The organism is Desulfomicrobium norvegicum (assembly GCF_900114595.1).
Taxonomy (GTDB): domain Bacteria; phylum Desulfobacterota; class Desulfovibrionia; order Desulfovibrionales; family Desulfomicrobiaceae; genus Desulfomicrobium; species Desulfomicrobium macestii.
On the sequence record NZ_FOTO01000001.1, the window covers coordinates 242389 to 254204 of the forward strand.

Consider the following 11816-nt stretch of genomic DNA (forward strand, 5'->3'; position numbering starts at 1 on the left):
ATGGAAAATTTGCCAAGATTGCTTCTTATCGACGATGAAGACCGTTTTCGCGAAACGCTGGCCAAGCGTCTGACGGAAACCGGATACAAGGTGAGCGAGGCCGCCAGCGGCATGGAAGCACTGGACCTGCTCTCCACCAACAAATTCGATGTGGCCATACTCGACATCCGGATGCCGGGACTAAGCGGCATCGAAACCCTGGCTGAAATCCGCGCCAAGCACCTTAGCGTGGAAGTGATCATGCTTACAGGACACGGTGACGTATCCTCGGCCGTAGAAGGCATGCGCCTCGGTGCCTTTGACTATCTGATGAAGCCCTGTGAATACGAGTACCTCGTAGTCAAGATCCAGGAAGCCTATAAAATCAAGAAAGACCGTGACGAAAGGCTGCACAGGGCAGAAGAAAAAGCCCTACTGGATAAACTGCAGAAAAGATGGGTCTAGCGTTCCAACATTGTACCGATCCTAGATAACAATAGCGGACCGACACAGCCGTAATAGTCAAACCGGGGGGATTACATCCCCCCGGTTCAACCAGAAGAACCAAGGAAGACATCCAAAGATCGGACACGCCTCAAAACCAATGTACGTTTCGAGACATCTTTGCATCCTCTCTCCATGTTAATTCAGGCAATTGCGATTCTGCAGAGAACCGGCGAGAATATCTTGAAATGAAAACATTGTTACGGTATTCACAAACAATAAACATACCCGAACCAATGCAGTGTCACTTCCATGAGGAGGAAATAATGGATTTTTTGCCCAAATTGCTTCTGGTTGATGATGAAGAAAGGTTTCGAGAAACTCTGGCCAAGCGGTTGCAGGAGACTGGCTACGAAGTCAGCGGTGCGAGCAGCGGCATGGAAGCCCTGGACCGCCTTGCGGCGGAAAAATTCGACATCGTTATTCTTGACATCCAGATGCCGGGTCTCAGCGGCATCGAGACGCTGTCGGAGATTCGTGGAAGACACATCGGCGTCGAAGTTATCATGCTCACCGGTCACGGCGACGTATCCTCGGCCGTGGAAGGCATGCGCTTGGGTGCCTACGATTATCTCATGAAACCATATGAATACGAATATCTCGTGGTAAAAATTCAGGAGGCCTACAAGATCAAAAGAGATCGCGACGAACGCCTGCGCAGGGCGGAAGAAAAGGCCATACTCGACAAGATGCACAAAAGCCTGGGCTTCTAATTCCACCCAAGGCTGAAATTATCCGTCGTTTCCCCTCCGGATCGCTTTCCATGGGGAAACGGCTGTCCCTTTGCAATGAGGTATTGATGCAGGAAAATTTCAGTTTCAACGAAGAAGAACACGGACGTCAGCCGAATTTGCGGGAATCATCCCAGCCGCACGAGAATAGCAGCTACAAGCCGCTGCATCATCTACCGCGGGGGAAGGCCTGGAATCCTCCGATACTCAAAAAATGGTGGTTTTGGCCGGCAAGCCTGGCGGGACTCTTCGCTTTGAATCTGGCGATCTCGATCTGGAGCCGCTTTTTCGGCAATTAGACCCGATTGGCGGCTTCCATTTTTGCTCCCGCTGCTGGTAAAATCGGAATTTCCCGGCCACATTGTTTCATTGTTACAGCCGGCTGCCCAGCAGCAACAACGATTTTTCCGTTTTTTGAATGCTTTGAATCCATGGCGTCCGGCTGTTCTGGATGGCCCAAGGACCTCAGCCTGCTCCGCATCTTTTGCGTGAAGCGCAGGTCCTGGCCGGGAGTGCAACTCTGGATGGATCAGGCGGAAATCGCCTGCCCGGGAGAGCTGCAGCGCGGAAGCGGCATGGATTCAAACACGGCCGGCATCATCACGCCGGTCGGGGATTCTTCATTCCGCTTGGAAAATGAGGGAGCCCAGCGACGGGATTGCGTCCACCGCCGTGCACCCGCGCTTGAAGAAAAAAGGCGGATTTCACATCCGGCCACACTGCTAAGGCAAAGGCCGGCACACCTCGAAGGAGTTATCAATGGAGCCAATGACCGTGAAAGAACTGATGATCCCGGCCGAGCATTTCCCCCGGATTTCTCAGGAGGAAACGTTCGGAGCCGCGCTGAGAGCGCTGGAACAATGCCGCATTGATTTTCAGAGCGGAAAAAAAAGCACATGCATCCTTCTCGTCCATGACGGGAAGGGACACATCGTGGGCAAGGTTTCTCCCATGGACCTGCTCATGGCCCTCGAACCCCGCTATTCAAGACTGAAGGTCAATGTCGGAGAATACTCCCGAAGCCATTCCTACGACAAGATGATCGGAAGTGCGCTGGACCAGGCTGCACTGTGGACGACCCCACTGCACGAACTCTGTACCGACGCATCAGGGATTCTCATCCGGGATTTCGTCAGCAGCCCCTCTGCGGGCCAAACCGTCATGGTGACTGACAGCCTTGACAAGGCCCTGCACCGATTCGTCATGAATCGTCATGATTCCCTGTTTGTCACCGACGGTGGGCGCCTTGTCGGCATGCTCGCCTTTTCGGACGTGTACGCGCATTTATCGGCAACCATGAAGGACGCATGCGCAATTTCACCCATAATGAAAAAAGATCTTCATGGAGTGCCATAATGAGCCACGAAAATATCGATTACAGAAATCACCCCGAAGATGAACTCCTCATCGAAGAACACCCGGAAACGTCCGAGCAGTCGGGCCGTACGATCATCATCAAGACCCTCATCTCCCTGTCCATCGGCCTCGGAATATATCTTCTGCCTACCCCGGCCAATCTGCCCGTCGACGGGCACAAATTTTTGGCCCTGCTCCTGACCGTCGTCCTCCTCTGGGTCACGGAGGCCATACCCATCGGCGTCTCGGCCCTGTGCGCCGCCGCGGGGCTCATCCTGTTCGGCATCCAGAAGCCGACCGACGCCTGGGCGCCATTCGCCAGTCCTGCGGTCATGTTCGTGCTCATGATCGTCATGTTCGGCGTGGTCTTGAACGAGGTCGGCCTGGCTAACCGCATCATGTATTACATTTTCAAGATGGCCGGAACAGGGGTCAAGAAACTTAGCTTCGTGCTGGCCGTCGGGTGCACCATGCTGGCCACCGTCTTTCACGACGCGACAGTCACGGTCATCATGATCTTTGCGCTGGTTCCGGTCTTCATGGCCATGGGAATCACCCCGCAAAAAAGCAACAATCTTTCAAAATTCTTCATCATTCTCATTCCATTAGCCTCCTCGGCCGGCGGTTTCGGCACCCTTCTGGGCGGCGGCCGCAACCCTCTGGCCCTCGAAATCCTGCAAAACTTCACGCGAGACGCGGGTCACGAGGCGACCATCGGCTTCCTGGAGTACATCGTCATCCAGTTCCCCATCTGCATCCTGACCGCCGTCACCACTTGGGGCGTCCTGTGGATGATTTTCCGGCCCAAGGAAAAAGAGCTCCCGGCCGAGGTGAGAATCGAAAAAATGCCTTCCATGCGGGGAAAAGAACTCGGCGTTACCATCATCTTCGGAGTGACCTTCCTGCTGTGGACATTCTCGGACCTGACCGGACTGCACTACAGCGTCCCCGCCGCCCTGGCCCTGGCCGGATTTTGCGGCCCAAAGTTCATTTCATTCAAGACCATCTGCGACAAATTCCCCTGGGAGTCCTGGATCGTCTTCGGTGCCGGTGTATCCTTGGGCGGAGCCATGCTCACATCCGGAGCGGGCAAATACCTGGCTGAGGTCTGTCTGCCGCTGCTTGAAGGCCAGCCTTCGTTTGCGGTCTTCTACGGAATCGGCTTTTTCGGCTCATTCCTGTCCAGCCTGATGAGCAACTCCGCGGCCGTGGCCCTGACCTTGCCCATCACCCTGCCCATGGCGGAAATGATGAACCTCTCTCCAAAGGCCGTGGCCATGCTTTCCCCCATGACCACCTCGTTCATCATGCTCGTCATTGGTTGCCCTCCGACGATCATCGCCTACAGCACGGGATATTTCTCGCAGGCTGAGTTCATCAAGGTCGCGGTCCCGTGGTGTCTGACCCTGCTTCTCGTCGCGACCATCAGCGTACTGGTGTATTGGCCCCTGATCGGCTTCTACTGATTCATGGTTGCGAAACCGTTTCTTCAATCCTAAACAAAACCGGGAAGGTACCCGTCTTCCCGGTTTTTTTCCAAAAACGACCCGCAGCAACAACCCAAACCGCCAAACGGCACGGTGGGCAGATGACTCCTCAACGTCTGGAAATGCACAGAAAACGGTTCAAAAACGCGATCGTCCTGTTCACCGTGGCCCCGGCCTTTCTCGTCGCCGTATGCGTTCTGGTCTACGCACTCAAAAGTGTTGACACCGAACACAGCCGTGCCGCCGAATCGCAACTCGCCGTCGTCGCGGAAGCAGGAAGGGCCAGGGTAGAGCACAGCATGGATTCGGCCGGGGCTCTTTTGGGGATGCTGCTTCAACGTTCCGGTAAGATGTCCGCGGGGGAACTGCAGCACACCTTCACTTCCCTTGGCCACTCCATGGACTGGATTGACGGCATGGACGTGATGGATTCCGGAACTGGCAGCAGGGTCATGGCCGGCCAACCCTTGCCGCAGGAACTGCCGCCAGCCTCTCGGACCGAAAGCGGTCTCCTCGTCACCGATGTTCAGGCCGGCAAGGACGGAACACCGCGCTTTTTCATCGCCATAGGCGAAGGGACGGACCTGTCTTCGGCAACCGTCAGACTTTCCGTCAACGCCTTCCTCTTCAGTTCCCTGCTCGACCGCGAGCGCCTCGGACGCACCGGCGAGACGTTCCTCGTCAACGATGCGGGAATCCTGCAGACCAGGTCCATCCTGCACGGAGGCATCCTGGACCGTGTCGACGGCTCTCTGGTCACTAAGGACTCCGGTGTCACCAAGATTGCCCGGCGCGAATGGTCCGGCACCACTCTGCTTTACGTCGCGCTCCCACTGGACAACCTTCCCGGCTGGCTGCTCGTAACCCAACGCGACAACAGGGAGATTTCCGAGACCCTGCACCACACCATGACACGCTTCGCGACCTTGGCCGTCATCTGCCTGCTTGTCCTGGGCGCGGCGTCCCTGCGGGCGGTAAAGAAGTTCACGACGCTCCAGGAAGAGATGGAGACGGACTCTGGCCGTCTGCGGGAGTGTGAACTGCAGGTTCAGAAGCTCGACGCCATCAGTCAACTGGGAGTGGGCATCGCCCACGAAGTCAACAACCCCCTGGCCATCATCGGAGAGGAAGCGGGCTGGATGCAGGACCTGCTCCGGCGTGATTCTTTCAAAGACCATCCCGACGCCGGAGAACTCAGGGAATCCCTTCGCCAGATCGTGACTCAAACGGCTCGCAGCCGCGAGATCACTCACAAACTCCTCAGCTTTGGCGGAAAGACCGACGGCACGATTCGCGACGTGGAAATGAACACTCTCGTCACCGACGTTGCCGCCTTGAGACGCCGTGAAGCATCGCAGCGAAACATTGAAATCCGGGAGGAACTCGCCTCGCGGCTGCCCGTCATACTCAGCGAACCCGCCCTCCTGCGCCAGCTGCTTATCAACCTGATCAACAACTCCATGGACGCCATGCCCGAAGGCGGACCCATCACCATTTCCACCGCCCCTTCGGAAGGAGGCGGCGTCCGTCTGCAAGTTCGCGACACGGGTTTCGGCATCCCCCGCGAGAACCTCGACAAGATCTTCGATCCCTTCTTCACCACCAAGCCACCCGGCAAGGGCGCAGGCCTCGGGCTATCCATTTCCCATGGCATCCTGCAGCGTATCGGCGGAAGGATTTCCGTTGACAGCACTGCCGGGCAGGGCACTACCATAACAGTCGAGCTTCCCCTTGAAGCACGACCGTTCATCAACTGACGAGAACGCCATGAGAATTCGCTCTGGAAATCTGGCGCATGTCGCATGCAACTGGTTCATGCGCAGACCGACCCCCCCGCAACCGATCCGGCTGGCCGAGCGCCTTCGGATCTTCCGGCGGTCGCTGCCGTGAAGACGACGACCGGCAGGAACCTCGCAGCTCCCGACGCCCATCCGGAGATGAAACGAAAGTATCGTTTCTTCAAAAGTCTGCTGGCCAGCAACAACCACATCCTCGAGGAAATGGCCTGGCTCGAGCGCATGGTCTATGAAGGCCGCTCCTTCACCCAGGAAGATGCGTTGGTGCACATGCGAGGACTGCTCGAGCACGGCTGTTCCCTGATTGAAGACATGAACGCACTGGCCAAGGGGCAATTCACAACTCTCTTCGGGCGCTTGCAGCATGTAGGCGGAGCGGCCCTGCGCGCCCTCCTGCGCGAGCGGACATTCGACGGCCAGGACCTCGTCCTGCCGCTTGATGCAATCTCTCTTGAAAACCTGGGCGAAGTGGGCGGCAAGGCCGCGAACCTCGGCGAGGTCCGCAACCGTGTCGGCCTGCCGACGCCGTCGGGCTTCGCCGTGACGGCTTCGGCAGCAGCCCTTTTCCTTGGGCATACCGGGATTCTCGAAACTTTCCGGCACCAACTTGTCGGAATCGACATCACGGACATAGGCGCCCTGGAGCGGATTTGCGCCAAAGCCAGCGAAAGAATCATGATTGCGCCTCTGCCCCCTGACCTGGACAAGGCACTGCAGGAGCAGGCGCGAGGCATGGTGTCCAGGTTCGGCCCCGACGTGCGTCTGGCCGTGCGTTCATCTGCCGTCTGCGAGGATTCCGATGCTTCTTTCGCCGGCCAGCACGCGACCGTTCTTGGCGCCACCCCCTTCGCCCTCCCGCGGGCCTGGAGCGCCGTGGTAGCCAGCGCCTTCACCGCCCGGGCCGTTTTCTACCGTCGGTCCAAGGGCTATTCGGAGCAGGACGTGATGATGAGTGTTTTGGTCCTGAACATGGTTCAGGCCAAGGCCAGCGGCGTGCTCTACACCATTGATCCAAACTCCGCCCACAGCGACGATGTGCTACTCTCGGCAGCCTGGGGACTCGGGGTGAGCGTCGTCGACGGATCCTCGCATGTTGACTTCTGGCGCATCCGGCGCACGGACCGGACAACCGTCACCGCCGAGACAGGAGACAAAACCTCGGCCTTCACCATTCTGCCCCAGGGCGGTATCGTCTCAAGGCCAGTGCCCGACGAAGACCGGAAACGATCCTGCCTGTCAGGCGATCAGGTCCGTACCCTGGTCGAATACGGCCTGCGACTCGAAGCACACTACGGCATGCCCCAGGACGTGGAGTGGTCCCTCGACCATGAAGACCGCCTCTTCGTCCTGCAGTCCAGGCCGCTGATGCGTGCCGAGGGAACCGACCGGGCCGAATGCTGCGAGTTCGTACCCGGTCGGACCCCGCTCCTGTGCGGCGGCCAACCGGCGGCCCTTGGGATGGCTTCAGGCATGGTCTATTCCGTGCAGTCCGATCACGCCCTCGATGACATACCAAAAGGTGCAATCCTGGTGGCAAGACAGACATCGCCGGCCTATGTGGCCGCCATGGGCAAGGTCGCCGGCATCATCACGGACATCGGCAGCGCCACGGGACACATGGCCTCCGTGGCTCGCGAATTCGGCATCCCGACGCTCGTGGACGTGGGCCGCGCAACCCATCTTCTTGCACACGGGACGGAAGTCACCCTCGACGCAACCAACGGGGTTGTCTACGCAGGCCGGGTCCAGGAAATCCTCTCGGAACGAAGACCCGTCAATCTCATGAAGGGCAGTCCCGTCTACAAGGCCCTGCAGGAGGCGCTGAAGTTCATCATCCCTCTGAATCTGGTCGACCCGCAGATGCCAAATTTCACGCCCGAGGGATGCCAAACCCTGCACGACATCATCCGCTTCTGCCATGAAGTGGCCATGCACGAGATGTTCCGGCTTTCGGACGAACTCCCGCACGCGCAGAGCGCTGCCCACGAACTGCGCACCGGGTTGCCTTTCAAGATTTTCCTCTACGACCTGGGCGATGGCGTCGTGCCGCGTGAGCGCGGCACCACAGTCGGCACAGAAGAACTCCTCTGCGAGCCCCTGAAGGCACTCCTGAACGGAATGACACATCCCGAAGTGGCTGGCGGCCAGGACGGCGCCATCCCGGAGGCCGCGAGTTACGCCGTCGTATCAAGAAGTTACGTCAATTTCAGCGGACGGCTCGGCAACCACTTCGCCACGATAGACGCCTATGCCGGGCCGGTCATCAACGACAACTACATCACCTTCTCCTTCAAGGGCGGCGCCGCCGAATACGTTCAGCGTGTTCGCCGCGCCACGCTCCTGGCCGGCATCCTGCGCCGGCTCGGATTCCGCGTCAGCCAAAACGGCGACGCGCTCAAGGCGGAAATCCGCAAATATGACGAAAGCCGTTTTCTGGACCGGCTGACCACCCTTGGGAGACTGTTGGCATCAATCCGCAGCCTCGATCTGCGCCTCGACGATGACGAGGAGGTCTCCCGAAAAATCGATGAATTTTTCAAGGGTGGCCACTCCTTTCCTCGATACTGAACGCTTCCCTGCCCTGTCCCCCTGGCGGGACTGGCCGTCCGCCAACGTTGCAGGCCGGGCTTCTTTTGTGTCAGAAGACAACGAGATTGACCGAACGTTCCCTGCAATAGGTATACAGCCACCGGGAACCCCGGCATGGAGCACGAATGAGTTTGATGCAGCGCGTCCGAAACTTTTTTTCCCCTACCCCGCCCCCGCAAGAGGAAGACAGCGGACAGGATGACGAGTTCAAGGCCAGATATCAGGCCTTTCGACGGCTCCTCTCGGCCAACAACACCGCCCTGGACATCATGACCGACCTCGAAAGCGCGGCCCTGGGGCATCGGCATTTCGGCATGCACTTCCTCAGGTCGCGGGTCACCGGAGCCACGGCCAAGGTTTTTTCCATCGTTGAAAACCTCCTGTTTCTGGCCCCGGGCAAGTATCTCGGACTGCGGGACGCCATGCGCTCCATCCAGGAGAATATCCAGCAGGAACTCTCCCTGCGCCAGACCGCCCGCCGCAATGACCTGATTCTCGACCTGGATCGCATCACGGCTCGCAACATCGACGACGTGGGCGGCAAGATGGCCAACCTGGGTGAGCTGCGCAATGCCCTGCAGGTGCCGGTCCCTGACGGATTCGCCATCACCGCCCAAGCCTACATGACCTTCATGCAGCACTCTGGTCTCTGGGACGAAATCAACTGCCTCGTACTTGGCCACCCCATGGCCTCCCATTTCGCGGCCGGGGCCGCCCAAGCGCCCGAACCGGACGAAGAACCGCAGACGGATCAGCCCATCGCCCTGCTGGAAATGTGCGCCAAGATCCGGGGCATGATCCTCGCAGCCGAGGTTCCACCCGAGCTCGAAAGCGCGATTCTCGGTGCCTACGACAGACTCTGTGAACGCGAAGGGTCCAATGTCCGCGTGGCGCTGCGCTCGAGCGCCCTGGGCGAAGACAGCGCCGGAGCATCCTTTGCCGGCCAGCACAGATCCCTTCTGAATCTTGACCGGGACAGCCTTGTCGATGGCTACAAGGAAATCATTGCCAGCAAATATTCCGCTCACGCCATGACCTACCGCTACATGCTCGGCATCCGGGACGATGACGTGCTGATGTGCGTCGGGTGTCTGGGCATGGTCACCTCGCAGGCCGGAGGTGTCGCCTACACGGCCAACCCGCTGAACGGCGTGGGTGCCCATGTCCGCATCACTTCCGCCTGGGGAGTTGCCAAAGGCGTGGTCGACGGTACTGCGACCACCGACGAATTCATCGTGGAAAAGGAACCTCAGCCGCGAATTATTGAAAGAAAGGTGCCGCGCAAGGAATCGTCGCTGGTCTGTTCGGCCGCTGAAGGCGTCTGCCGGGTATCGGTCGATCCGGCGCTCTGCGAGCAACCGACCCTGAGCGACCCCCAGATCATGGACCTCGCGACCATGGCTGTCCGCATAGAAAAGCATTACGACATCCCCCAGGATATCGAATGGGCCTATTCCCCGGAGGGAAGGCTCGTCCTCCTGCAGACACGACCGCTGGAAGTTCGCCAGGATCAGTCCGCTTCGGAGCTGCTCCCGGGGGTGACTCCCCTGGTGCATGAAGGCCAGACCGCCAGTGCGGGTACAGCCCACGGCGTGGTGCACATCGTCCGCAAGGACGTGGACATCCTCGTGCTGCCCGACAACGCCATCCTGGTCTGCGTGGAGGCCGCGCCCAAGTGGGCCGCCGTCCTGAACCGCTGCCAGGGCGTCATCACCGAGCAGGGCAGCGTCGCCGGCCATCTGGCCAACGTGGCTAGGGAATTCAAGGTCCCAGGCCTGTTCGGCGTCCCGTCAGCCACAAGCATCCTTGAAACCGGCCAGGAAATCACCCTCGACGCCGACAACTGCGCGGTCTACGCTGGACTCCAGGAAACCCTCCTGGACCGCAAGCCACAGCGGCCGAACATGATGGCAGGAAGCCCGGTCTTCCAGACGCTGCAGCGCGTCAACCGCCACATCATCCCCCTGAACCTTCTGGACCCCGACGGGCTCGACTTCACTCCGGCCAACTGTAAGACGCTGCACGACATCACCCGCTTCTGCCATGAAAAATCCGTGCAGGAGATGTTCAGTTTCGGCCGCGACCACAATTTTTCTCCCAGGTCGAGCAAACAGCTCAAGACCATCGTGCCCATGCAATGGTGGATCATCAATCTCGAGGACGGATTTGTCAGCGATACCGGCGACAAGATGATCCCGCTGGACAAGATCACCTCCGTTCCCATGCTCGCGCTGTGGCGCGGCATCGTGGCCTATCCCTGGGATGGCCCCCCGTGCATCGACTGCAAGGGCTTCATGTCGGTGCTCTTCCAGTCCGCGACCAACAGGAACCTGGAACCGGCCATGGCGTCCCAGTTCTCGGAAAGAAATTATTTCATGATCTCGAAACACTTCTGCAACCTGCAGTCCCGGTTCGGCTATCACTTCACGTCCGTGGAGGCACTGGCCGGGCCAAGACCGCGTGAAAACTACATCCGATTCCAGTTCAAGGGCGGAGCTGCGGATCACCAGCGCAAGGTTCGCAGGGCGAAGTTCGTCGGAGAAATACTCGACGAATTCAACTTCCGGACCAGAGTGCGCGAAGACGCGCTTTTCGCCCGGCTGGACGACTGCGACCAGAAATTCATCGAGAATCATCTTGAAATCCTGGGACACATCCTCATCCACACCAGGCAGCTGGACATGATCATGAACAAGGAAGACGTGGTCCAATTCTATAAAAAACGCATCCTGAATCAGCTTCACGCGATGATGGATGCAAAAAACAAGGCCTGACAAAGGCTTGCGTACGAGGAAAAATGAGCGACAGATCCAACGAAAACACACCAAGCCATGCCGTCATGCGCGGAGTCATCATCGGCGGCTCCATCGGCATGATCGCCAGCTGGTTCGGCTACGAGCCGGTCAAGGCCTTCTTCATGGGCATCGTCTGCGGTATTTTCGCCGCCGCCACCAAGATAATGGCCGACAGGATGCGCAAGAAATAGATCTTGACTTTCGCTTGCATTGCAGTACTAGGTGAAATCAAGAATCTGCCGCATGCGGATTGAAATGGTTCCAATGTCTCCAAGGTGACGTTCAAAAGAAACCGACAACCAAATCTGTACTGCAGAGGCGTGTTGGAAGGAAATCAGGAAAAAACCTCTATCACAGGCGTGTCGGCTGTAAACATTCCTAGGGAACATCTTTCGCTTTGAAGAAAGAGGCGCGTTGGTCAGAAACCAAAAACAAAATGTTGGTTGAAAGGCGCGTTGGAAGGAAACTCCCAAGGTAACACAGGTAACAGACTTGTAGAGGCGTTTATTCCAGTCACAATGACAACATGGATGTCAACCGCCGGCCCAGAACAGGCCCGGCGAACTGATCGGAATCACA

The 11816-nt window shown here is 58.4% G+C and carries 10 protein-coding genes; 9 read left to right on the forward strand and 1 reads right to left on the reverse strand.

Annotated features, from left to right (window positions below):
• The 3 genes from BMZ24_RS01120 to BMZ24_RS01130 all read left to right on the forward strand — a co-directional run bounded on the left by BMZ24_RS01120 (position 1) and on the right by BMZ24_RS01130 (position 1513).
• Positions 1 to 444 carry a response regulator gene (locus tag BMZ24_RS01120; protein ID WP_092188415.1) on the forward strand — a complete coding sequence of 148 codons (444 nt, stop codon included), beginning with the start codon at positions 1 to 3 and terminating at the stop codon, positions 442 to 444.
• Between the two features lie 305 nt (positions 445 to 749).
• Complete coding sequence (locus BMZ24_RS01125; protein WP_092188417.1) at positions 750 to 1196, forward strand: response regulator; 447 nt, start codon at positions 750 to 752, stop codon at positions 1194 to 1196.
• 86 nt (positions 1197 to 1282) lie between these two features.
• Complete coding sequence (locus BMZ24_RS01130) at positions 1283 to 1513, forward strand: hypothetical protein (protein ID WP_092188419.1); 231 nt, start codon at positions 1283 to 1285, stop codon at positions 1511 to 1513.
• Here BMZ24_RS01130 and BMZ24_RS19630 read toward each other — a convergent pair.
• Positions 1510 to 1647: a hypothetical protein gene (locus tag BMZ24_RS19630; protein WP_153304599.1), complete on the reverse strand. Its 138-nt coding sequence runs from the start codon at positions 1645 to 1647 to the stop codon at positions 1510 to 1512. The genes BMZ24_RS01130 and BMZ24_RS19630 overlap by 4 nt on opposite strands.
• Before the next feature lie 326 nt (positions 1648 to 1973).
• Between BMZ24_RS19630 and BMZ24_RS01135 the strand changes: the two genes are divergently transcribed.
• From BMZ24_RS01135 to BMZ24_RS01160, 6 genes are all read left to right on the forward strand, one after another.
• The gene (locus BMZ24_RS01135; RefSeq protein WP_092188421.1) at positions 1974 to 2570 is read left to right on the forward strand and encodes a CBS domain-containing protein; all 597 of its coding nucleotides are present in this window, start codon (positions 1974 to 1976) and stop codon (positions 2568 to 2570) included.
• Positions 2570 to 4036, forward strand: a complete 1467-nt coding sequence (locus tag BMZ24_RS01140) for an SLC13 family permease (protein ID WP_092188423.1) — start codon at positions 2570 to 2572, stop codon at positions 4034 to 4036. The genes BMZ24_RS01135 and BMZ24_RS01140 overlap by 1 nt, the downstream gene beginning before the upstream one ends.
• Positions 4037 to 4158: 122 nt before the next feature.
• Complete coding sequence (locus BMZ24_RS01145; RefSeq protein ID WP_092188425.1) at positions 4159 to 5814, forward strand: sensor histidine kinase; 1656 nt, start codon at positions 4159 to 4161, stop codon at positions 5812 to 5814.
• 45 nt (positions 5815 to 5859) lie between these two features.
• Positions 5860 to 8421, forward strand: a complete 2562-nt coding sequence (locus tag BMZ24_RS01150) for a PEP/pyruvate-binding domain-containing protein (RefSeq protein ID WP_092188427.1) — start codon at positions 5860 to 5862, stop codon at positions 8419 to 8421.
• A 146-nt stretch (positions 8422 to 8567) separates the two neighbouring features.
• The gene (locus BMZ24_RS01155; protein WP_092188429.1) at positions 8568 to 11216 is read left to right on the forward strand and encodes a PEP/pyruvate-binding domain-containing protein; all 2649 of its coding nucleotides are present in this window, start codon (positions 8568 to 8570) and stop codon (positions 11214 to 11216) included.
• A gap of 23 nt (positions 11217 to 11239) precedes the next feature.
• Entirely contained in the window at positions 11240 to 11428 is a 189-nt protein-coding gene (locus tag BMZ24_RS01160) for a hypothetical protein (RefSeq protein WP_092188431.1), read from the forward strand.
• Positions 11429 to 11816: the final 388 nt, after the last annotated feature.

Bases quoted from the DNA above. Each gene is read 5' to 3' on its own strand.
- BMZ24_RS01160 (WP_092188431.1), top strand. From the start codon at position 11,240: ATGAGCGACAGATCCAACGAAAACACACCAAGCCATGCCGTCATGCGC.
- BMZ24_RS01155 (WP_092188429.1), top strand. From the start codon at position 8,568: ATGAGTTTGATGCAGCGCGTCCGAAACTTTTTTTCCCCTACCCCGCCC.
- BMZ24_RS01120 (WP_092188415.1), top strand. From the start codon at position 1: ATGGAAAATTTGCCAAGATTGCTTCTTATCGACGATGAAGACCGTTTT.
- BMZ24_RS01125 (WP_092188417.1), top strand. From the start codon at position 750: ATGGATTTTTTGCCCAAATTGCTTCTGGTTGATGATGAAGAAAGGTTT.
- BMZ24_RS01150 (WP_092188427.1), top strand. From the start codon at position 5,860: ATGCAACTGGTTCATGCGCAGACCGACCCCCCCGCAACCGATCCGGCT.
- BMZ24_RS01145 (WP_092188425.1), top strand. From the start codon at position 4,159: ATGACTCCTCAACGTCTGGAAATGCACAGAAAACGGTTCAAAAACGCG.
- BMZ24_RS01135 (WP_092188421.1), top strand. From the start codon at position 1,974: ATGGAGCCAATGACCGTGAAAGAACTGATGATCCCGGCCGAGCATTTC.
- BMZ24_RS01140 (WP_092188423.1), top strand. From the start codon at position 2,570: ATGAGCCACGAAAATATCGATTACAGAAATCACCCCGAAGATGAACTC.
- BMZ24_RS19630 (WP_153304599.1), bottom strand. From the start codon at position 1,647: ATGGATTCAAAGCATTCAAAAAACGGAAAAATCGTTGTTGCTGCTGGG.
- BMZ24_RS01130 (WP_092188419.1), top strand. From the start codon at position 1,283: ATGCAGGAAAATTTCAGTTTCAACGAAGAAGAACACGGACGTCAGCCG.